The sequence below is a fragment of the Pseudomonas sp. NBRC 111131 genome, from assembly GCF_001320525.1.
Classification (GTDB): Bacteria; Pseudomonadota; Gammaproteobacteria; order Pseudomonadales; family Pseudomonadaceae; genus Aquipseudomonas; species Aquipseudomonas ceruminis.
Window position 1 is genome coordinate 1 of record NZ_BCBH01000016.1, and the last position, 22,766, is coordinate 22,766.

Here is a 22,766-nt window from a genome sequence, read left to right on the forward strand (position 1 = left end):
CATTCGACTTCAAGTTCGATTCGGAGATCCTCAAGTCGCTGACCGGGATCGTGGAGAACGATCAAGATGAAGGCGAGTACGTCAGCGGCTCGGACTCATTGGCCTTACATTCCGACGTCAAGCTTGAAGACTTCCCAGAAATCGCGCTTCGTTTGTTGACGGCTTACGAAGATGATCACTGCAAGGAAAAATATCCCTGGATGGACTTCATCGTCCCGGTGCGAGATGCGGCACTCGAAGGACATTTAGATCGTGTGCTCGTGGAAGCGATGAATGCCGAGCGGTTTGACTGCGTCCGCGCAGCTGCACCTGAAATGCTCGGAAATGATGTCAGCGGCTTTAGCTATGTCAAACGTAGTGCGCGTTCGCACAATGGCCCAGTGATCTCATTTGACCTGGATCTTAGACAAGCGCTGCTCGCCAAGCACTTACTGGGCGGCGTCACCCGCCCAGCGCTGGATTCTGAGCGCATCTACCTCTACGGGGCTGACGAGCAACGACTTGCCACCTGGCCTTTGTACATGTGTCTTGAGGCGGAAATTGAGCACGAAGGCAAAATCTACCTACTCAGCGAAGGTGACTGGTATCAGATCGATCGCGACTATACCGAGCAAGTGAATCGCTTTTTTGAGGCTGCAACTCCGTGCAACCTGGAGTTCCCCTCCTATCGCACTGACCACGAAGGCGCCTACCTGAGGCGCATTGCCGATAACGTAAATTTCTATCTGCTCGACCAGAAGCTGGTAAGACTTACAGGCGCAGGCGGCCCGTTCGAGTTCTGTGATTTGCTCACACCGGATCACCACATCATCCACGTCAAAAAGTACTCGTCGTCTAGCGTGCTCAGCCACCTCTTCTCTCAGGCTTACGTGTCTGCTGAGGCTCTGATCAACTCCCCGGACGTTGTTACCCAGGTGAACGCACACCTCGCAGATCTGGGAGGGTTCCAATTCGCTTTCAACCCAGGCACACAGCCGCGCAACAAAATCGTGTTCGCCATCATGCAACCCAATGCAGAACTGCACATGCCGTTTTTCTCGAAGGTGAACTTCAGGCAATTTGCACAAAGGCTTGGTGCGATGGGCTACCAGGTCGAGGTGTGCCGAATTGGCAATTAACTCGCTGACGTTTACCCAAAACAATGCCTAGATTGTTTGTTGTGATGACACGAGCATTGATTGCCCTACGTCGCATTGTTGTTTGCAGCTGTACTAATCCCTTCTCGATGAAGGGCAATCGCTCCCCCTTGAGAGTCGAGGGATTGATGATATTGATGAGCTTACCAGGCCTGGTTGACCTACATAGCTTGTGGGTCTACCTGACCTGGTTGGCTTGCCCCTCGGCTGGAGTGACGGCTCAGCGACGACGGTCTGTTGTGCCTTGACGGTTAACAGGAGGCTCCTCAGCGCGCCGTTGGTATTCAGTTGTAGGCGGCGGTGGCGGAACACGCGTTTGCTCGCTATTGCTTGGTTTCTTCTGGTCGGTCACGCAATTAGCTCCCTCAAGGTGACTAGAACAGCGAGCGCTGCGAAGGCACCCGCTCCGATAGTGATTTCCTGGTATGCGAGATCCAGGGGCTTGGTCTTCTCCGCTACGGTGACCTTAAGCGCCTCAAGCGTATCGATGTAGCAGTTGTAGATGTGCTTCTTCTGCCCTTCGTCATCCACGGCAATCAAATACTCGCCAGTGGCGCGGGAGGACGGGAGGTTCGGGTAGTCCTTGATGCGAAGTGCGCTCAGGGCGTGCCCCCACGCACAGGCAATGGCGAACGCAGCCACGATGAAGGCAATGAAGGTCAGGATGGCCAGCGGCGATCCAAGCTGAAAAATGACCCCGTTCTTGAGGCCTGCGATTGCGCTGAGGCCTGCAATTAGAATCGAGACCGCCGTGAAGAATCGCGCGCTCTTGTTCTCGACGTGATTGAAGCGGTCTTGCTCATCCTTGAACCTGTCTTTCAGGTAGGAAATGGTTTCGTCCATAAGACCATCCAAAGATTGCTGGCAGTGCGTCGTGCGGCAAGGCTTGGCTGTGATGGCTAGCTGTAGCGATCGCACATGCGGGAGTGGCACTATGATAGCGCCTCCAGCGCCCTGCTGGGCACCCTGCGCCTACAGAAAGGATCCTACCGGTGAGCATCAGCCTCTATCGCACCCAAGTGGAGCAGCATCAACGCACCATCGCCAGGCTACAGGGCGACAAAGTAAAGAAGGTCAAGGCGGCGGCGAATGCCGGCAAGAAAAGCGCCGATGCAAGCGCCGCAGCCAGCAAGACCTCTTCCGCTAGTACGGTGAAATCTAAGCTACGTGATGCCCAACGCTACCAGAGCGAACAGACCAAAGCGCTTTCTGATGTCAGCCAACTAGAGAAGAAGATCCTCGAAGCTCAGAAGCGGCTAGCCCAGAGTGAACAGCGTCTGGCCCAGGCGCTCAAGCGTGAACAGCAGCGCCTGGATGCTGCACAGGAGCAGCGCTTGAGGGAGATCAACGATGGATTGACCCGTCATGAAGAACTGCACGATCAAACTGCCAGAGAGATCGAGAAGCTAAAAGCACTGCCTGAGAAAATCACGGTGGTGTTCTTCGCAGCTGACCCCGGTAGCGATAAAAGCAACAGGCTACTGCTGGATGAGGAAGCGCGTCTGATTGGCGAGAAGATCAGGGCATCCGCACATCGGGACGTGCTTGAATTTCATACCCGCTGGGCGGTTAGGCCCATGGATGTGTTCCAAGCCATAAACGAGCTTAAACCGACCATTGTCCACTTCAGCGGCCACGGCACAAGTGCTGACACGCTGGTACTCCAGGATGACCAGGGGAACGCAAAGCATGTCCCACTGGAGGGTATCGTGAGCGCCATGGCAATCGGCTCCGACAACCTGAAGCTCGTCTTCTTCAACACCTGTTTTTCGTTTAACCAAGCCGCAGCATGTATCCGGCACGTACCAGCAGCGATAGGCATGAACCGCGATGTTGGCGATCTGCCCGCTCGCTTCTTCGCTGCACAGTTCTACTCAGCTATCGGATTTGGTCACTCTATCCACCGAGCGTTCAACCAAGCGAAAGCTCTGGTGGCAATGGAGTTTCCTGGTGAGGAAGCCATACCTGAAGTGTACGAACAGGACGACGAATCTCTGGTTCTGGTCAGGCCTCCTGCTGCGTGATCGCACCCTACCCTGCTGCCCTCTGCGTATGTTTTTCTTGGCTCTCCAGGAGGGCTAGCTGGGGTGTCTTTGCTTGCAAAGCTCGTGGGCAAAGCACCCGAAGAGGTAGTAGTAGTGAGTAGATAGTATGCGGTGATTTGGTAATTTGACGGGGACAAAAGGGGTTTATGGGGGCTCGGGTTGAGGGGGTTTGGGGTGTTTGGGTAGGGGGAGAGTAGGAATATTGGGTGAATAGTATTGGATGGGGTATCGGTGATAATTGCACTACTTGTTTCATCAGGCTTTCCAGCCAACACCAAGAAGCGATTAGCAGCCCCACAACAAACTGTCGAGAAAAGCAAATATTTGCTCTACTATCGCAATGCTCTGGCTTCTTAAACACGATGGGCCCAGCATCTGGCATTTACGTGTGCCCATTTGGGTCTGAGTTTAGGTCTGAAGCACACCGAAAGGAAGTTAGCTCTCAATAGATTTTTCGTTCTATTCAATAATTCAATTAGAAGCAATCCTGCACCTCGATAGTAAAGTGCAGCGCTGCATGAGTATAATTATTCAATCCACCTTGCTTAGCTGTTGATCTTCTCCCATTTCTTTGCCAACTCGAAGAATTTCGTGGACTGAGACTTTATTTCCTCGTGCCATTTCTGATCCGCCTCACAAGCCTCTTTCCCGATTACTACGGCGCCTATCGTGTCCACTGCTTGGCGCTGTCGCCCAAGAACCCCACCCTTATCAGCCTCCTCGGACAGGTACTTGATCTTAGCCACCCTGGAAGTCAGCTCCATCCAAAGCTGTGCTTGTGGAATTCCTAGCATCAGAGCTACCTGCAGCGAATCCGACATCATTTGATGGCTCCACTTGCTCATGTAGGAAATCGCCAGCAAGCTAGACACCTCAGTCTCCCCTTGGAGCGTTTGGAGGTTGCCCTCAATATCACCAATTTTTAGCTCATCAAATTCTGCCAGAGATCGTGAATGACCGAAAATCTCTGCTTTTTGGAAGCTTTCAACGTGTCCGGAAACCAGCGAATTCAACAGTTTTTTGGCTTTTCGCTCAGCGTTGACCCTTGGCATCCACTGTACCAAGACATAAAAAATATAGCCGCTTATCAAGCCAGTAAGGGTATCGCCAGCTATATCTTCGAAGGCATCTGATTGGAAAAAATCGATCCAGGTTTTCCAGCCCGGCCCTTTCATAAAAGCCGGGACGTCCAGCTTCACCTTCACCAACACAAGCAGTACAAAAGCCACCCCGAATGCGACCAGCAATGCCTTGTCCCGATATTTGTCCCACCAATCCAGCATTGCCGTTTCTTCCTTCACCCAAAGAAAAGGGCCCCGCAGGGCCCATTTGCACTCAAACTGACATGATACTGCCAGCCCAGCCGGATCAGCCAGCTCGCAGGATCTCACCTACCAGCACGCCCAAGTTTCGAGCGGCATCGATACCTCTGTGATACTGGCCTGACCACTCGATGCCCCAGTCTTCAACTGCAGGCCGGAGGGCCATTGCACGGCAGTTCAGCACTTTCCAGTGCCACTTTTTGGCGTTCGTGTGTGCCAGGCCGGCAAGCATGGGTTCGCAGATCTTCCGGTCGGCATCCATGGCTAATTGCTTGGCATCGTAATCACCCCAGGAGCACCACATTAGGCCTCACCTTTGAACGGCGCGAGGTAGTCCTCCAGCGATTGCCGAACCTCGTCATAGGTGCCAGCACTGCCCGGATGTGGGGGTTGAGGCATAGACCTTGAGAAGCGCTTGTAGGAATTGAAAGCCCCGGATCTTTCTCAGGCGGAATTTTCAGGCAGCTAGCCGTTTCACGGCAACGATCAACCAACACCTGCGTAGGTTGGGATGGCGCTGCGCGGTTTGCCGATCGTTTTCCATGATCAGTTAGAATGGGTGATCCAAGGACTCACGTACCCTAGGAATTCAGCTTGGGCTGTGCGGGATACCTTCCAGTGGTTGACCTGCCCGAGATTGTCCCGATGCTCCGCCGTTGTCACCACAAGTCGTCGCTCTGCACGTGATACGCCGACAAAAAATGTGCATCGGCTCTCATGGAGGTCACCGAAGTAGGCCTGACTTTCTACGCCAAGCAATACGACTGTGTCGAACTCCAAGCCTTTGCTCTTGTGCACGGTGAGTATTCGTATCGACTGGTCATTTGAGAGCTGAGCCAGCGCTTGAAGAAGGTCGGGTTCTCTGACCATGGCTTCGTCAATGTAGGTTTTGACGCTCTCGATGAGCTCGCGTAGATGCTCTCGGGACTGGTAATCATGAGACAGGCCGGCCAGTAACGTCTGCCCCACCATCGTCAGAAACTCTTCCAGGAGCTCCCACCGCTGAGCATACGTCTTGCCAACCATATCAGCCGCGGCCGACTTGCGCGCCTCTTTGACATAACGACTCCAATTGCTCTTGAGCTTACCGTCGGCGTCGTCCTCCGAAGGAATGATCCGGCGAGTTAGACGCGTCCAAGCCTTGGGCTCTCGCAGGCCATAGATACAAAGCAGGTAATCCACGATGACCTGGGCAATAGGCTCAGTGGAGATGTCCTGTGCCTTGTTTTCGTTCCGATAGCTGATACCCCAGCTCTCCAGCTCGGAAGTCAAACGCACGCAGTAGGCCTCGGGCTGAGCACGCGTAAGTATCGCGATCTTTGCGGGTGCGATTCCCTCAACGTTGACCCAATGCGAAATTCGCTCGGCGAGGTCACGGGCCTCATCTTCGCAATCGGCATAGCGCAGCAAATGAATCTCACCCCCTTGGCCAGTGAGCAAACTCCCAGGCATTTCCGATGCAGGATCGAGCACTTTGATGATGTCGTTCTGAAGCCTAAGCAGGTGAGGCAGTGACCGGAAGTTGCGGTAGATATTGAGGTGTCGCGCATCGAAGTCTTCGACGAACCTAGCGAACACACCATCCAAGGCACCCGCCCATCCCATGATCTTCTGCTTCACATCCCCTACCGCAGTCACGCGGCGACCAGACCCTACGAAGAGCCTAGTCACGAGCTTGTATTGTTCATCCGTGCAGTCCTGGAATTCGTCCAGGAAGACATCGCTGTACGTTTGGCGTATCGCGTTGATCGCCGGCGGATAGGCGTCAAGAATCTTGATGGCGAGTGGGATGAGTTCTTTGAACTCGGTCTGCACGGGATGAGCCTTGCCCTTGGCAACAACCTTGAAGCTCGGGTTCAGCGCATCGGTGCCTGTCAACACAGGTCGGAACCGCTCGACAATTCTCTTGGCCAAACCATGGAAGGTATAGCTGTCGAAGCGACCCGCATAAACGGCGCCGCACCGACGCCAAACACGTTCCTTCAGGTTATTGCTGGCATCAACTTTGAAGGCGATTGCCAAGATACGCTTTGGGTAACGGCATACACCGGTTGTGAGCAGGAAGTCGGCCCGCTGAGCGAGAAGTTCGGACTTCCCTGAGCCTGGGCCTGCCGTCAACGCTACACAGCGTATCTGCTCCCTTGCTGCGGTATCTGCATTAGGCTCAAGCACGATTCCGTCCGATGGCGTCCACTCCTCGACCCTGATCATTCGTGGAGCTCCCCAGCCATTTTGATCACATGCTTGACGAGCCGTTTGAGAGATGACGGCATGCCTTGCCGCAGGTCTTCATCCGTGAGCCTTGAGAGCGCCTCAATGTGCGATTTAGGCTTGCTATCTACCTTGAAGAGCTTGTGGTAGGCAGCGAAGTACTGTCGCTCAGAAACGCTGTACTGCTTCTCATCGTAGAAGCTGTCGCCCAAGACAGACCTGAGTTGGCCTACCTTCGGTGTCACAAGGTGCTTGGCCTCGATACCGAACGCTGCTGGAAAAGCGCAGAGCATGGCGAAATCCAAGTCCATAGGACTTGAGAAGAACACGTCATAAGGTTCCAGCCCTGCGATGTATGACGGGTATTCACGGCTCTTCTCAACCTTGAGAATCTTGTAGTCCTTGCTGTTCCATGCAGGAATTTCATCCAGCTTTTCCGCGGAGATGTAGCTCCGACTGGGCTGATGGAGATTGAGCTGTGTTGCCACATATTTGATCCTCCCCCACCCTCCGCCATGCCGCGCCACATCGAGATCCAGCAATGTCACGTAAGGAATCTTCAGCTCGCTCAGGAGACGCCAGAAGTGGTTCACGTGGCGGCCACCTAGCGGTGCAATGCACACCGCGGCCTCATCCACCATAAGTCCCTCTGCAGCGAGTAAACGAGGCAACACAATCTCCTCGCTATCACCCTCTCCTAGCACCACTAACCTTGAGAAATAGATTTCAGGAAACGCCTGAACGGCTTCTCTGACAAATTTGTAGGCTTCGCCATGCTTGTCCGGTGGCATCTTGATCCTGGTCACGACCGTGCAGCGTGACTCATCAAGTCTGAGGTAACGGATCTGCTCAGGTTCGACGCGTCGCAACATGGATGGAGCATGCGTCGCGATCATTGCCTGAGCGTCTGAATTTCCTCTACCGAGCACCAGATCCTTCAGTGACGATACGATCCGGCCCAGATAATGTGGGGACAGGCTGTTCTCGGGCTCTTCCAGAGCGATGAGGGTGAACACGGCAGGCTTGAGCTTATCCATGTCGAATGAGTCATCATCGCCTTTAAGCACTGCCCTTCCGATGGCCTGGGAGGTGAGCACCAAGGTCAGATAGAGCATCGATTTTTGCCCATCGCTCAGACGAGAGAAATCGACTTGCTGCTCGCCGTGGCCGGGGGTAAAGGATACCGAGAGATGCCTAAGCAATGCCTCGATTTCATGAGTGACGAACGTCAGGCTTGGGTCTTTAAAAAACTTACCTTTGTGTAGCCTGCCCCAGGCATTGGCGATCCCATCACCGAGGTTGATCACTGATGGGTTGGTGCTGAGGCTCTCGGAGATATCGGCGGACAGCTGGCTGATCTTTTCGCGCTGCTCCGCCCAGTTCACGGCCCGGAGTAAGCGACCAAGAAGCGCATTTGTCCCGTAGGTGATGTGTTCAGCCGGATCACGTCGCGCGGGCAAGTAGTGCACCTGGATCTGATTACGTTCATCGCGCGGTACCGGGGACGTAGCAACTGGATTGCCGTCTTCGTCGACTTCCGACACGTAGCGCAGGCTCTGCTCGATCTCATCGTCGAGCCCGAGCGAGGCATCCAGGCGGTAACGCACACGGGGCACACCGTTGATGTTATCCAACCGCATATGCCCAAAGTTGCACGGGATGGTCGGGTGTTCCTGGGTCTCGTCGGCGATCTCTGGGAAGTAGAAATCCGCCTCGATCCACAGCGTGCGCTCATCCGGCCTATGTTCTTCGTCATGCGCAACGAAGAAGTCAGACTTGCGCAGGCGTCGCTGATTAGGATCAATCGAGAACAGTCGGCAGAGCGCCTGCAGCGTTGCTGTTTTACCGGAACCGTTGGGGCCAATCAGGAACGTCAGTTTTCTGAAATCGACAGTGACCGGTTTCGCACCAAACGATTGAAAACCACACACGCGCATCTGCTTGAGTATCAACGCTCGAATCCCTTCTGGCTAACCATGACCGGCGGCCCACGCACTCAGGCACGCTCTGATTGAATAACGCTGCAGCTGGCCAATCCTAGCCCAGCCCATCGTTACGTGGTAGCCAAATAGTGGCTCAGAAAATTTCTCACATCACACTCACCAATCATTGGCAGCCAGGGCAGCTCAGCGAACAAATTCAGATCGCCAACTTACCCCTCCGACTGAGCGCCTGATAGCCTCCGCCGTGCCACCTGGCGAGGCCAGTCCCCGTTCCTGGAGAAAAAGCCCCCAACTAGATTCATGAAGACAAACCTGCACATTCAAACGAATGTCATAAATGACATTTTATTGACTTAACTCACGTCAACTTTTTGCCAAAAAAATAAATCCAAAACATGCCTTGAATTGGCAACTTGCGCCCCGAGATCTGGATAACCCACCCCTACATCGGAGCCCCCCATGGCAGACGTTTATTTCATCAATGGTATTAAGCTTGACGAAACCGAAGAGCACATCGAATACGTTCGAGTTCGAAAATCGGTCTCTAAGGAAAACTTCATAGTGCCGCGCAAATTCGTTGCTCAACTCATCCAAACCGGGGTGTCATTCAAATCGCGCTATCACGACGGCAAGGACTGGCATACCGGTGCGGATGTTGAAGTCTATGAAAGCATCTACCTGAGGGCTAACCCCAACCGCACCGCTAAAGACAACCTCAGAAACTTGCCACAGATCTGATTCTTCCGCGGCTTTCAAGGCGAGGAGGTGACGCCGCTCTCTCGCCTGCTCAGAAGCCAGACACGCCGGCCTACCGCTCATCTGCGGCAGTCAGGCGATCTCATGAGACTTACTGCAGGTACGCTACATGGATCAGCAGGTTGCGCTGAAGTTGATCGCCGAAAAGGCCTACGACGTCGGTTACTCCGCCAAGCTTCACTTCTCCACCTACGACATTGTGGAGAATGCCCCTGGGCGGATCGGTCTGATCTCCTTGGTAATCGGCGTACTAGCGCTCTACATCGATTTCTTGGCGGCAAAACATGTCTCAGCGCTCATTACGGTGATCGGCATTTGCAGCCTTTACATCACCTACTACGCGGACACCAAAGAGCAATATTTCCAAGCGGGAAACAAGCTGACGCAGTTGCTTGATCAGCTGAGAGTAATGTCTGCGCGATGTAAATCTAGCCAGCAATTCACCGCCACCGATCAAGCCGAACTGGATCGAATCACCGCTGATTTCGGGGCGGCCTGCCTGAGGAAACACATCCTGTTCTCGGGCTGGCTGGCACACAAAAAATTCTTTTGGGATCACCAGATCGATTGGATCGCTGAGCACCGTGAATTTAGGTTTTTCAGGGACAAGATCCCGTTTTCCGTATACGCCCTGATCGTAGTGGTTCTGATCGCTCTTGCCGGCGGGTCATGGCTTGCCACGCATCCGGAACTTCTCCTCTCGCTGAAGGAAGCCTGCACCCATGAGTAAAGAGCTTTTCGAGCAGTTTCGTAGAAACCTGGCGGTCAAAAATGCCGACGAGATCTCCAAAAGCTACCGGCAGATTACCGAGAAGCTCAACGAAAAATACTACGACAGCACCTCAGAGACACTTCACTGCCGCCAGGTCGGATCGTACGGTCGACATACCGCAGTCCATGGCGTGAGCGATCTGGACATGGCCTTCGTGCTCCCGTGGTCGGTGTACGACCGTTTTCAGCGCTACGAGAACAACAAGCAATCGTCACTGCTCGGTGAGATTCGCCTGGCTCTGAAAGAACGCTTCCCGAACCATGAGGTGAGGGCCCAGCAGCAGGTAGTATCGATAAATTTCTCGGACTACGTGGTCGAGGTGCTTCCGGCATTCGAGCATGAAGATGGCAGCTATACCTACCCCGATGCCAATGACGGAGGCAGCTGGAAAACCTGTAACCCAGTCGCTGAAATCGATGAGATCAACGCGCTGAACCAGGACAAAAATCATAATCTCAAGCGTCTATGCAAAATGGTGCGAGCTTGGAAAAACGACCATGGTGTGCCATTGAAGGGAATGCTGATCGATACCCTTTGCTACCAGTTCCTCAAGGAGACGACGGACTACGACACCAAGTCCTATGCCGCCTACAGCGAAATGACCCGTGACTTCTTCGCCTACCTGGTTGATATCGATGAAGAGAAGGAGCAATGGCGTGCACCCGGCAGTGGCTCCATCGTCACCAAATCAGGCAACTTTCATCCCAAGGCCAAGAAGGCCCTGAGACGCTTACAGGAGGCGCTGGATGATGCCGAGGTTGCCCATGAGCGGTGGAGCACTGTGTTCGGCGAGCACTTCCCAGAATATGTCGAGCAGGAAAAGAAACAGGCAATCGCAGAGAACCGCGTCAAAAACGCCGAGCAGTTCATCGGTCAAAAATTCAGTCTCGACATCCAGTACACCCTGCGCATCGATTGCTCGGTCAAAAATGAGGGCGACCGGCTGCGCAACCTCATGTCACGCGTCATCGCGTATCGTATTCCCAGGCAGCGTGAATTGACGTTCTGGGTCTCCGAGATCGATGTTCCACCACCATACAAAATTTACTGGAAGGTGAAGAACGTCGGGCCTCAGGCTATTGAGCGCGACATGATCCGCGGCCAGATTCGCATCGACAGCGGTTACCGACAGATCACTGAACACTCTACCTTCCAGGGCGACCACTACGTGGAGTGCTATGCCGTCAAAGAGAACGTATGCGTGGCTCGAAGCCGGATCGTCGTCCCGATCTGACTGCTGCAGGGGGTGTAGAGTCCCACACAAACCTGCCAAATTTTTACCCTAATCTACAGATTGACAATAAATCCTGAGGCATCAAACTTTGCAGTCTGGGTGGTAGCGTGCGAGAGGTGCGCATGGCGAATCCAACTTACACTTGACATAAATCAATAATTTGTAGGGGAAATTGTTCATGGGGGGAGATGTGAGCCTGATAACTTCTAAAGGCAAGGATTGGGCCTTAAAAATAGAAGGGCCTTTGGGGGTTGCTTTTAGTTTAGTGATAGTCATGTGCCTTGGTTATGCTGTCACTGTCCGCGGATGGCAGTTCTTCAAACTCCCGCTGACTATATCACTCATTTTTTCTATATTTTCATTTTTTCTCTCAATCGCTGCCGGCTCCAAACTTAGCATGGGACGAAGGTTGCTATCGGGGGTGCGGGCCGCAGCTGGAACAATCTTATTTGGCACAGTACTTTTTAGCATTATTTTGGGTAGCATTTTTTCATTGACTGAGCTCTGGGAGTATGCGTCCAGCCATATCGCCCAAACCTATAAATCCTCTTTACTTGTCGGACTATTAACATTTATTGTTGGAGTGATATTTTTCGCAGTCCGAACATTTTGGCGCGTCTCCTACGGTTTGTCGGAAATAGTGGCTGGGGTAAGCATTGCCTCATACCGCTCTTTCGGAGCAGAAAATTGGTTTAGCTCCATGAACTTTGACTTATATGTTGTTTTATTAACCGCTGGAGTATACTTGGTGGTAAGGGGTTTTGATAATATATTTCAAGGATACAAAGAATCGAATGATCCGATGGTGAAGGCAGGACTATGGTTGAAATCACAGATCTACGTCTCTAATCTTGAAAAAGTTTCAGAGATGTATGGAGATGAGCGATCAAATTAGCACACCACAAGGAAACACCCTGTCTTACCTCCCTATTCGGAGCTGGAAGTGGGCTAAAGAACAGGCCGGCCTTCACACCGCGGGCCGCGCTCTCACTCTTCTGACCTCGCAAACCTGTCGTCTGCCACCCATAATCTTAACCAGTTAAGTATCAAGGCTTGGAGATCATTCATTGAGCCGACCAGACATTCCTGCTGACATCCGACGAGCCGTGCTGGTGGAGGCTGGCCACCGCTGCGCCATTCCTCGGTGCAATCAAACCGAGCTCGACGTCCACCACATTGTTCCTTGGGCTGATTGCCAGAAGCACGAATATTCCAACCTGATCGCACTCTGCCCTATCTGCCACCGCCGGGCACACCAAGGTGACATCGACCGGAAGTCGCTGCTTATTTACAAGGAAAACCTGGCCAAGGAATTCGGGCGTCATGATAACGGCACCTTTCAAGCAGAAGCCGTTGAAATCAAACGACGCTTGAAAGAGATAAATCGATCTTCGCCAGGCTTCCGTTTTCAGTTCGATTTTCCGGATTTCCCAAATCCACTTGAACGCATTGTGTCTCGAAACATTGAGGCCTGGGGTCTTGAGCTTTTGGCAGAGTTCCAGTCTGGCCAAGCCGAATGGGAAAAAGATCCCGGGAGCCTCCCCGAACACCTCCGCAATTGGCCTGCAAGTCTCAAGGGCAGCTATGAGATAGTGCGACGTGATGAGCGGGTCATAAGCATCCGGTATGCAATCGACACCTACCATCCCGGGGCCGCCCATGGGGCCCGCGAAACCCGGGTGCTTAACTACACACTTTCGCCCTTCCGCCCTGTAACTCTGGAGTACCTCCTGGGAGATCTGCAGCGGTTACCCACACTGGCAGACTTCATTCGCAACCGTCTTGCCGCTACGGGTAGATACGAAGAGTTTTCGCTGAATTTGGGCACAAAACCGACCGAAGAAAACTTCTCCCTCTTCACCATCCTCACGTATGGAATGCTATTCATCTTCCCAGAGTACCGCATCGCTTCGTATGCTGAAGGTGAACAAGATATCTACATTGATTTTACTGAGCTCAAAGGGGTCTGCGACCTGCAGGCCTTAGACAGCCTGCAGATGCATGATGAGGCTTGAGGACACAAGATTTATCGAAGAGCTGGTGATGCCAAATACATCATCCCTCCTCCACCGATGGAGGACACCTGTAGGTGCAGCGGAAAGCTCTCAGCCCCACGATACAGCTCGACCCTAGGTGAACATGAGGGCCGAGCATCGGCGATCGCCTAGAGATGCTTGAGAGCCTTCTCCAACGCCTGGAGAGTGCCTGGCATGAACAACGGGGTACCTTTACCGTCCAAGACATCCCCGCGCTTGCCCCGCTGCAGCCGCCATCGCTGCAGAAACTCATCCGAAAGCAAGTGCTCCAGGGCCTCACGTTCAAACGGCGTCAGCTTGAACTCCGGCGCACCTGTGTGCTTTCGGTCGTCGACACGAATCACCATACCAGGTGGGATAAACTCTTTGATGGTGCGCTGAGCTTGAGCAAGCTCCGCAAGGACTTGCTGAGTCAGCAGGCGCTGCTTGACGTCTTCGATCTCATCGGCCCAGGCGTCGGATCTACGCGGCCTGGGAGGTCGCTTGCGCGCTTCATCGGAAGTGGCGAAGGTTGAAATCAAAGCGCGGTAGTTTTCGCCGGTCTTATTCCTGATGCTCTGGGCTTTTGGAACGCCACGCTCGGCGCCAATGCGCGCGATCGTGGCCACAGAAAAGTCAGTGCTACCCGATTCGGCGTGCTCCTTGCAGACCGCATATACAGCCTGCAGGTAGTCCTTTTGCTTCGGCGATTTGTTGCACAAGTGTGCGAGCATTTCTTCGGGTGACATCATCTCAATCCACAGTTCTTCCACTCGTCAAGCATGCCTGTGATCATACCAGGACTTCAACATCGAAAGCCCCACTTGGAACAGCCGTCGGCCCAGCGTATGACAATCCCAGCAATGGCTCAGATGAAAGCAAGTCCGCGTACTCTCTGTGGGTGATCTCCTCCAAGCCATGCAGATCTTCCAGCTTGATGTCACCGTTGATGAGTTGATCTATACGTTCGGAGCTGCTCAAGCGGCGCTTGAAAAACTCGACGATCTGGTTACCTAGCTTCAGTTGCTCATCCTCGCTGAGCTCAAACATCACTGGTCGAATACCGTTGCTCAAGGTCATGCGGTCGATCATCTGTGAGCGGCGAGGCGTGGCCATGACCGCCGATACTGAATCGTAAATAGTGGCATTGACACAAACCTCATGGAGCTGTTGGAACAAGGATGTTTCCTCAAACCCAACCTGCACCTCGCTTTTATCACTGACGATGAGTTGGAGGCCCTGACCCTCGGAGGCTCCTTCCGCCTCAGCTTGGCTGTTCAGCACGATACGAGATTTTTCGATAAGCTTCGTCAGTGCCTGCATGTCGCACAGGTACATGTCCATTTTTTTTGCGACGGTCTCGACTTCGGAGGCAAGCTTACGCATCGCCACACCTATGCGGTTCTTCTCAGTATCATCAAAGTCCTTGACCCCAATCTGATCAAAACGCTCATACCGAATCTCATCCAACCGCTGTCGGTATTTCGCAATCCTGCGCTCCAAATCGGCATACTGATCGTATTGAAGCCGAACGTTCAACGACAGTTCGTTCCACAAGGCTGTCATCCCGCCGAGGAATACTGGGCCAGTGACGAGATGCCTGCAGCGTGGGCAATTCTGCTCACCCAGATGACCACTTGCGACAGGCAGCCAGTATTTACCTTTATGGGCTGCACCGCCGTCATGGCAGCGGGAACCAGCATAGGGGCAAATTCCATAGTCCCGCACAAGCTGCGTGCCAGCCCGTTCCGACAGCAACATATCCAATGCTTCAGCGGTACTAGAAACCAGCAAAGGACGAAGCTTCTCCACTTCACGTTGCTCGATCATGATTTGAAGATCACGAGCCTCGTTCAGTTGGGCACGCTTTTCAACCTCCGTCATAATGTGTCGGACATGAGCAGTCGTGAGCTTCGCATAGTAGATTGTCATCACTATCGAGGCGTGGCCTACAACCTTCATCAACACCGTTGGATCCATCCCACCATCCATGATGTAGGCGGTGATCAGGCTCACTCGCATGCTATGCGGCGTAAATTTCGAACTGTATCGACCCAGAACAATACGCTCCTGAGGATTCTCAGGATTCCCTCGGTATTGAGCAAGCTCCAGATCGTCAGGCTGAATGTGATAAAGCGCGGCCCAGAGCCGCTTCTTCATATGATCGTTGAACAAGGGTGGCTGATTTTCGTTAAGAGCCCTGAATAGGAATACGTTCTGTCCCTTTTTCGCCAAATCTGCATGCGAAAAATTGCATCGGCTCTGACACTCAGTCCATTTTGTAGGGGCCGTTACTGGGTTGTACTTTTCCTGCCAACGCCTTAAGACAACCAGCCAGTAGGCCAACTGCTCCGGAATCCAGGGGACGCTATACCCTTCACCGTTTGCATCGGTCTTATTGGATGTGAAATGCATTCCCCATCCACCGTCCGTGTTTGTGACAAACGCCTGCTGGACACCTGGAGTAGCCATGGGTCTCGTATTGAGCGTCCAAACCAACTTCCCATCGACAAGCTCAGCGATATACTCATCCGCCTCCCCAGAGTCGTTGTACATGATCTGCCGACCACGGGCTGGCACGGAAACAAGAGCAAGTAGCGCTATCCAATGCCCCGGATACCAGAGGTAATAATCATTGCCAGTTTTGCGCCACACGCAATTAGGGTCATCAAAGTCGATTACAGACGCAGGCACTTTATGATAATCACTGTCAAAGCCATGAAGTGCCTTGAGATCTCCCAGCGTCTTTGCGCCCTCTGGTACAATCCAGTCACGGATCGAATTTACAAAATGGAAAGCAAGTACTGGTTTAACACTTTCACTAGGAGAGCTTTTATACCCGTCAAATTCCGCCGCTGCCAAGGGGTTAGCAGCACCCACTACTCGATAAACATCCCCAGTATCCTCGTCCTCTTCAGTGAAATGAACGCGCAGTGCATCCTCCAAAAATTCATGCACATAGCTCCAAACCAAGCGAGCCGTATTTGGACTTTGCATACTGCAAAGAAACTCTTCGTACTGACGGACATTAATCTTGTCCAGCAGCATGAACTCAATGACATTGCTACCCAGACCATGTGGCTCAACGAAATGACGAAGGAATCTACAAATTGAGGATTCAACAGTTCCTTTTTTTTGTTTGTGTTTAATAAAGCGCTTGACGTCCTCAACCCAGCCAGCCGTCGCTTTAGTCACATACTCAAGTGTGTAGGGGAGTTCTCCTCCTAGAAAATCGTAAACGTTCGACCATTGGCTATAAATTTTGGGAAAATGGTTAACGTTAGGGATCCGAGGATCATTCAACTCGCGAACCCGCTTTGAGACGTCATCCCAAGTTTTACATCCACTCGCCTGAAAAATTTGTTGGACTTCGTCGTAGCTGTAAGGGGTGATTTTCCCCAGTAGGTCGTACCAATCGACCCACGCTAGCGCAAATACAACTTCGGGATCCCCTGGTAGAATAGAAATAGTTTTACAAGCCTCAATGTATTCATCGCGACTTTTAAGCTTCAACACCTTCACTGCATGCTTGAGATCATCTAGGCTGACGATTTCTTCAGGCAAAAGAAATACCTTCCATCCGGGAAACCCAGGGTATTTTTTGACGGGATCGGCCGGCAGACGAGGGTCAACCTTGTAGCGTTCTGCATAATCTGTAGGGCCAGTGAACCTATATGCCAGCGCAATTTTTTTACATACCTTCCAATCAAGCGGTTTGAAACCCTCCTCCCCCTTTAATGCCAGCCCCCAACCAACCCACTTATCTGCATAAACGCATACCGGGTTTTTAGGTAGTTTAGGATCAATTACGCATCGCTTTTTGTAATCTGCTTGATTACGAAAATCATGCTTCCTAGCCGCTACAACGAACTCTTCATAGGTTGCGTAATATTGTGCGAAAAGCGCAGCTGATTTTGGTTTACGCTTCACAGTCGCCTGCAAGAACTCTCCCCAACCTTTCCATTCATTGGGATATTGGCGTTGCGGGCTAGCGACCAAGCGTGGATCTTCCTTTCGACGGCGCGTATAAATATCACGACTCGTGATCCCCAAATTCCGAGCTGCCGTCGAAGCCTCTTCATATGTGGGATAGGGAATATCGGCCTTTCCCAAAAAATGTTCCCACGTGAGAAATTCAGGAAACTGCTGGGGCTCCGATGGTAGCCGTGGGTCTTCGTGCCGGCGTAACATATAATCTCGCCAACCTACAATCCCCAGCGCTTGCGCTGCTTTCTGGCATTCCTCGAAAGTCTTATATATCTCTGGCCGACCCAAGAAGACGTCCCAGTTCACAAAGGCATCGCCGTAATGGGTCATTGGGTCAGGCGGGAGATTAGGGAACTCAGCAAGTAGCTCTCGATATTCTCTTTGCAGCACTACGCCTCTTTCTTTCATGAGCCTCTTTGCATCATTCAGACTCATGAATTCGATTGCCACCAGACCTGGTCTGAGCCGTGGGACTGGCGTTCGGGTAGCTTTTCCAATCGGTGCACGGACGTCATTGAATTCGGTCACTGCGTCTAAAGCAGAGACATGCACCCTCACTTCGGCATAAGCCCCACGCTTGAGAAAGTGATCCCAGCCCTTCCAATGTTGGGAGTAATGCGCCATTGGACTTGCCACTAGGCGAGGGTCTTCCTTGCGTCGTTGGCGATAGTACGCTTTATTCGTGCATCCAAGGCGCACCGCAGCGGCTGATGCCTCTTCATATGTTTCATAGGGCACTCCACCGATACCCAGGAACTCCTCCCACCCCAGGAACTCTTCGCTGAAGATCTGCTCAGGGTTTTGTGGAAGTTTCGGGTCTTCACGCCGTCTTCTCAAATATTCGCGTTGTGTAGTGATATTCAGGGCACGAGCGGCCACCTTACACTCTTCAAATGTGTTGTATCTTTCCTTTTGTTCGCAAAAAGATTTCCAACCTTTGAACTCTTTGTAAATGAGAGATGGATCGGGGGGAAGTCTCGGATCTGCATGACGACGAGACTCATATTGCTTAGCTGTCAAGATACCCATGCGATAGACCACCGCACGGCACTCTTCATAGTCAGTATAGAACCCCAAAAATTCGATTTGCCCTGCTTCAATATTCACGTAAAGACCCCGACGAATTAACCATAAATTGATTTGACTTCTCAAGTGAAAGTCAACACCGGATAGATGCAACCATCTTTGAAACCACATTGCAAGAGCGCAAAAGTTAGCAGGCAGTACTTACGACTGGCCCTAAGCCTTCAAATGCGTAGAGCTGGCCGGCCAACTACCGCTTGTCAAATTTTAGAATTGAGACCTCAGCAGTAGATCTGATGCCACCAGGCCGGCCTAATGAATTAGCCGTATATTGAATTTAATTATTTTCTAAACGACTGAAAAATTAAAAAATGATTTTAAAATTTTATTTGGCAAAGCGCAGCCACTTCCCTGCACATGGCAAAACTTGGGGCTCTCAGCCTGGTCGTTTCCATGAAGGGGAGGAGTTTCAATTTTTAAATGGGCTGGCTGAGGCATGATTTCGAATTAAAAACCGCGCGCCCTGGGGGCGTCGCGCCGGCGCACAACGCCTGACAGGACGTGCTTTCGACCACCATCGAGACCTGCACGGTCGACCTCATTTTAAAATTGAGAAGCCAGTCGGCTCCAATTCTGAATTGGAGAGGAAGGAGATTCTCTGAGCAGTCATGCGACAATTTGTCGCATCTTTTTTCAATGCCGAGCCATCTGGAAGCGCTTGCGCTAAGGGGGTGTTAGCTAGGCTTCAGCTTCAAAGGTCTTGAGACGAGCGTCAGGCGAGGCGAAAACTGCAGAGGAAGCGAAGGTTACGGGTTGAATGAGCATTCCGAGGCTGTTTTCAATGCAGCATGATCGCCACAGGCACTTTTCGTACGAAGCCTAGGTAGGGCTATATGGAAAGACTTGAGAAGCAGGCCATGTGAGGCAATCACTGCCGAGGAGCGCTTAGCGTGCCCGCACTGCCCAGGTCGACAATGACTGGGGAAGCGCGGCCTGCAGCGATGATCGCTTGAACCATAGGGCGAGAGGGGGGAGTCGATCCACGCTTCTATCAGCCCCCCATATCAGGCCTTTACAGGGTCGGTATCGAACAGGTCGGGAAGATCGATACGATGGTCTCTGTAAGGCCCGTATGTACAGGAATCAGACCTCAACTTGCTTTCCTTCTACCCGCTCCATCTCATCCCGGATGTCCTCACTGCTTGGCTCGATGTACACGAGGTGCGAATTCAGATTTTTATGGTGCATAGCTTTGGATATGAACACGCCGGAGAAACCGTACGCAGCGAGCCTGAAGCCATAGGCGTGGCGGTGCCCATGCTCAGTAGTGCCGAATGCCTTCTTATGAGGAAGGCCGATACGCTCGACAGCAGCTCGATGTTGCTGGCTGAAATTTTTGATCGTTTCAGGATGCCCAGAGCTATTGGTAAATGCATACGGGTGATCGAACTCAGGCGGTGGGTCGACCCGTTGGTATTTCAGATAGTTCATGTAGTTCGCATAAAACTCCTTCGCCTTTTCGACCGGGGAGAAGTAAATCTCAATATAACCATCATCACCATCGATAAGCTTAGGCGCTTTCCAACCTGCATAGAGAGCTCTTTGAACCACATAATCTGTTCTCGGAAGAAGACGATAACGCCGCTGCAGGTAGTCTCTACGATTACGGTAGCCCTTTTCCGGGGATCGCCCATTCGATGGATGCCATATACGAACAATGCCCTCTCCCTTTTTCTTGTCAAGTACTAAATCCCCCAAATACCAATGGAAAGGTTCAGACTTACGCAAGCCACCGTAATGCATCAATATAGTGATAGCACGCCCTTTGTAGTCAATGAAATCATGCTCTGTTGCGCCAGGATCATTACAAGTTCGAACCCAACCATTAACCAACAGATTATCTATTTCGCTTTCCGGAAATCGTTTTGTTATTTTTCTATTAGCCGACGGTGCATTGCCAGCACGAACCTGACGAACAAAGTGTGCATTACTTGCCTTACTGCGATCCTTGATCAAATGGCGCAGGAATATGTTCTGTTCTTTATGGTGGTAAGCGCACCAATTTATTCGCTCCTCAACCCGGGTTGCCTTGCGGAACGGGTTTGCCCGGGCGCCACTATGACCGTCCTGTTCGGCTAGCCAATCGCTGTAGACAGTAATGAGATACAACAGGAACGATGAGTCCTTCACCTTCCTCGGTACCCAGTACAAACCCGTGGGATCTGTCGAGGTCTCAACGTCAATGGTGCCCAACTCCAAAGCATTGACGAACGCCTGGAGAAGCTCTGTCACCTTCGTGAACTTGCCCTCGTTGGCATTGATGAACTGGATGAGATGCTGCACCGCGTAGACGCACCGCTCCATCCAAGACGCACTCTTTTTGGCTTGGGAAAGGAATCGCAGCAAAGAGATCAGGATGCCATCTTGAGTGATCAGGGCGGGGAGCATGACCTCACGGCCAGTCTTGTCATTCTGGTAAAGCGTGTTGATTTTCAGGACGTAGGCCATCAGAATCGCACCTGTTATATAGTATATAGTATGCGGACATATCTAATTTTAGCTTAGGTGAGCGGGTCAGGGAAGGCTGATTGGAGGGGGGATTTTTGGGGGTATCAGGGAGTAGTTTTGCGTTGATAGTATGTTTTTGGTCATCGGTTATAATACCGCGGCATGCAGCAGTCGGGCGGGCGACGCATCAAGCGCAGCCTGTTCATCGACGCCGCGGGCGTGCGCTTTTTGACCCGCGAGGAAGAACAGCGCCTAAGCCAGGTGCGCCTGCTGGGCGACTACCTGGCGACCAAGCGCCAGGAGCTGCAGGCCTGGAACGAGGCGCTGGGGCCGGTGCCGGAGCTGGCGGCCAACCGCCGCAAGCTGACCAACATCGGCACCTTCCGTGCCTTTGCCCTGGCGTACCTGAAGAATCACCCTGATGTCCATTCGGGCATGACCTGCATGGTTCGGCAGATGCAGACCACGGCCGAAGGGGTTCCGCTGGAGGTCTACTGCTTTACCACCACCACGGTATGGGCGGATTACGAACGGATTCAGGGGGATATCTTCGATTACCTGCTGGCGGTGTTGCCGGAGTTTGGCTTGAGCTTGTATCAGCAGCCGAGTGGCAATGACATGCGGGTGGGGTTGGCGGGGCGCGTGCCGCACCGTTTGGAAGAATTGAGCGAGGTTTGAGAGTGCTGGGGCCGCTTTGCGGCCCGTTCGCGGGGCAAGCCCGCTCCCACAGGGGGGTGCCCTACCTGGGGAAGGATTGAGCGAGGTTGAGATTGCCGGGGCCGCTTTGCGGCCCATTCGCGGGGCAAGCCCGCTCCCACAGGGGGGGGCCCGGCAGAGAACCTGTGGGAGCGGGCTTGCCCCGCGAATGGGCCCTCACCTACCCCGCATAACCCAGCAGGTACAACAAACCGGTCAAGGTCACCAGCGAAGCCACCGTCGACAACAGGATGGTCCGCGAAATCAGCCCCGCCTCTCGGTTGTAGTACTCCGCCAACATGAACGGCCCGGTCCCCGTCGGCAGCGCCGCCAGCAGCACCGCCGAGGCCGCCCACATCGTCGGCAAACTGAACACCTTGAACGCCAGCACCCATGTCAGCGCCGGCTGCCCCACCAGCTTCAACGCCACCAATGGCCAGGGGCTGGCCTGGGCGCCAGGGCGCTTCTCTGCCAGGAAAGCGCCCAGCGAGATCAACGCGCAGGGCGTGGTGGCCACCGCCAGCATGTCGAGAAAATGCAGCACCGGCTCGGCCAGCCCCAACCCGAACATGGCCCAGGCAGCCCCCACCACCGGTGAAATGACCAACGGGTTCTTCGCCAGCGCCTTGCTCACGACCAGCACCGCACGGCCTATCTGCCGCTCCTCTTGCAAGCCGATCTCGATCAACGTCAGCGAAATCGCGAACACCAGGCACACCACGATCAACGACGAAATCAACGCCGGCTGCAGCCCCGGTTGGCCGAACAGCAGCAGGCACAGGGGAATACCGATATAGCCGGTGTTGGCATAACCCGCGCTGAGCCCGTCGATGCTCGCCGCCACCAGGCCATGGCCACTGAACAGCCGCCAGGCCAGGGTGACCACGAACATCGCCAGCGCCCCCACTCCAAACGCCACGATGAACCCCGGATGCCAGACCTCGCTCCAGGTCGCGGTGGCCGTTACCTTGAACAACAAGGCCGGCAGGCACAGCCAGACCACCATCTTGTTGATCTCGGCAGCAGCCTTGTCACCGAGCTTGTTGGCCCGGCGGCACAGGTAACCGACCAGGATCAAGGCGAAGATCGGGGCAACGATGACGAAAATGGTGTGCATA

Annotated in this window: 16 protein-coding genes and 1 pseudogene; 8 read left to right on the forward strand and 9 right to left on the reverse strand. The window is 53.1% G+C overall.

Going from position 1 to position 22,766, the window contains the following annotated elements; all coding sequences use genetic code 11:
- Positions 1–1,118 (forward strand): TIGR04141 family sporadically distributed protein (locus APH34_RS15665; protein WP_054901946.1); only part of this gene is annotated, 1,118 nt, incomplete at its 5' end.
- 366 nt (positions 1,119–1,484) lie between these two features.
- Here APH34_RS15665 and APH34_RS15670 read toward each other — a convergent pair.
- The gene (locus APH34_RS15670) at positions 1,485–1,979 is read right to left on the reverse strand and encodes a hypothetical protein (RefSeq protein WP_054901947.1); all 495 of its coding nucleotides are present in this window, start codon (positions 1,977–1,979) and stop codon (positions 1,485–1,487) included.
- Positions 1,980–2,128: 149 nt separating this feature from the next.
- Here APH34_RS15670 and APH34_RS15675 point away from each other — a divergent pair, with 149 nt between their 5' ends.
- Positions 2,129–3,160, forward strand: coding sequence for a hypothetical protein (locus tag APH34_RS15675; RefSeq protein WP_054901948.1), 1,032 nt, complete (start codon positions 2,129–2,131; stop codon positions 3,158–3,160).
- 566 nt (positions 3,161–3,726) lie between these two features.
- Here APH34_RS15675 and APH34_RS15680 read toward each other — a convergent pair.
- The 4 genes from APH34_RS15680 to APH34_RS15695 form a co-directional block, all read right to left on the reverse strand.
- Positions 3,727–4,464 carry a hypothetical protein gene (locus APH34_RS15680; RefSeq protein WP_054901949.1) on the reverse strand — a complete coding sequence of 246 codons (738 nt, stop codon included), beginning with the start codon at positions 4,462–4,464 and terminating at the stop codon, positions 3,727–3,729.
- Positions 4,465–4,549: 85 nt separating this feature from the next.
- Complete coding sequence (locus APH34_RS15685) at positions 4,550–4,807, reverse strand: hypothetical protein (RefSeq protein WP_054901950.1); 258 nt, start codon at positions 4,805–4,807, stop codon at positions 4,550–4,552.
- Between the two features lie 242 nt (positions 4,808–5,049).
- Positions 5,050–6,714, reverse strand: a complete 1,665-nt coding sequence (locus tag APH34_RS15690) for a UvrD-helicase domain-containing protein (RefSeq protein WP_054901951.1) — start codon at positions 6,712–6,714, stop codon at positions 5,050–5,052.
- Entirely contained in the window at positions 6,711–8,666 is a 1,956-nt protein-coding gene (locus APH34_RS15695; RefSeq protein WP_054901952.1) for an ATP-dependent endonuclease, read from the reverse strand. Before APH34_RS15695 ends, APH34_RS15690 begins: the two co-directional genes overlap by 4 nt.
- A 450-nt stretch (positions 8,667–9,116) precedes the next feature.
- Here APH34_RS15695 and APH34_RS15700 point away from each other — a divergent pair, with 450 nt between their 5' ends.
- The 5 genes from APH34_RS15700 (at position 9,117) to APH34_RS15715 (ending at position 13,434) form a co-directional block, all read left to right on the forward strand.
- On the forward strand, positions 9,117–9,395 hold the full coding sequence (locus tag APH34_RS15700; RefSeq protein ID WP_054901953.1) for a DUF3892 domain-containing protein: 279 nt from the start codon (positions 9,117–9,119) through the stop codon (positions 9,393–9,395).
- A 127-nt stretch (positions 9,396–9,522) separates the two neighbouring features.
- Complete coding sequence (locus tag APH34_RS15705; protein ID WP_054901954.1) at positions 9,523–10,143, forward strand: SLATT domain-containing protein; 621 nt, start codon at positions 9,523–9,525, stop codon at positions 10,141–10,143.
- Positions 10,136–11,419 carry a nucleotidyltransferase gene (locus APH34_RS15710; protein WP_054901955.1) on the forward strand — a complete coding sequence of 428 codons (1,284 nt, stop codon included), beginning with the start codon at positions 10,136–10,138 and terminating at the stop codon, positions 11,417–11,419. Before APH34_RS15705 ends, APH34_RS15710 begins: the two co-directional genes overlap by 8 nt.
- Before the next feature lie 190 nt (positions 11,420–11,609).
- On the forward strand, positions 11,610–12,314 hold the full coding sequence (locus tag APH34_RS29245; RefSeq protein WP_146024568.1) for a hypothetical protein: 705 nt from the start codon (positions 11,610–11,612) through the stop codon (positions 12,312–12,314).
- 172 nt (positions 12,315–12,486) lie between these two features.
- The gene (locus tag APH34_RS15715; protein ID WP_082422826.1) at positions 12,487–13,434 is read left to right on the forward strand and encodes an HNH endonuclease; all 948 of its coding nucleotides are present in this window, start codon (positions 12,487–12,489) and stop codon (positions 13,432–13,434) included.
- A gap of 149 nt (positions 13,435–13,583) precedes the next feature.
- On the opposite strand, the gene gmtX is transcribed toward APH34_RS15715, so the two are convergent.
- From gmtX to gmtY, 3 genes are all read right to left on the reverse strand, one after another.
- Positions 13,584–14,207, reverse strand: a complete 624-nt coding sequence (gene gmtX / locus APH34_RS15720) for a gamma-mobile-trio protein GmtX (RefSeq protein ID WP_256215676.1) — start codon at positions 14,205–14,207, stop codon at positions 13,584–13,586.
- A 19-nt stretch (positions 14,208–14,226) separates the two neighbouring features.
- The gene (locus tag APH34_RS28720; RefSeq protein WP_172455967.1) at positions 14,227–18,528 is read right to left on the reverse strand and encodes a VPA1269 family protein; all 4,302 of its coding nucleotides are present in this window, start codon (positions 18,526–18,528) and stop codon (positions 14,227–14,229) included.
- 1,059 nt (positions 18,529–19,587) lie between these two features.
- The gene (gmtY, locus tag APH34_RS15735) at positions 19,588–20,952 is read right to left on the reverse strand and encodes a gamma-mobile-trio recombinase GmtY (RefSeq protein ID WP_245353425.1); all 1,365 of its coding nucleotides are present in this window, start codon (positions 20,950–20,952) and stop codon (positions 19,588–19,590) included.
- 153 nt (positions 20,953–21,105) lie between these two features.
- Here gmtY and APH34_RS15740 point away from each other — a divergent pair.
- A pseudogene (locus tag APH34_RS15740) lies at positions 21,106–21,630 on the forward strand (mechanosensitive ion channel family protein); the annotation flags it as partial.
- Between the two features lie 199 nt (positions 21,631–21,829).
- Here the strand turns inward: APH34_RS15740 and APH34_RS15745 are convergent.
- A complete protein-coding gene (locus APH34_RS15745) occupies positions 21,830–22,765 on the reverse strand; it encodes an AEC family transporter (RefSeq protein ID WP_054901958.1) in 936 nt (311 codons plus the stop codon).
- Between the last annotated feature and the right edge of the window lies 1 nt (position 22,766).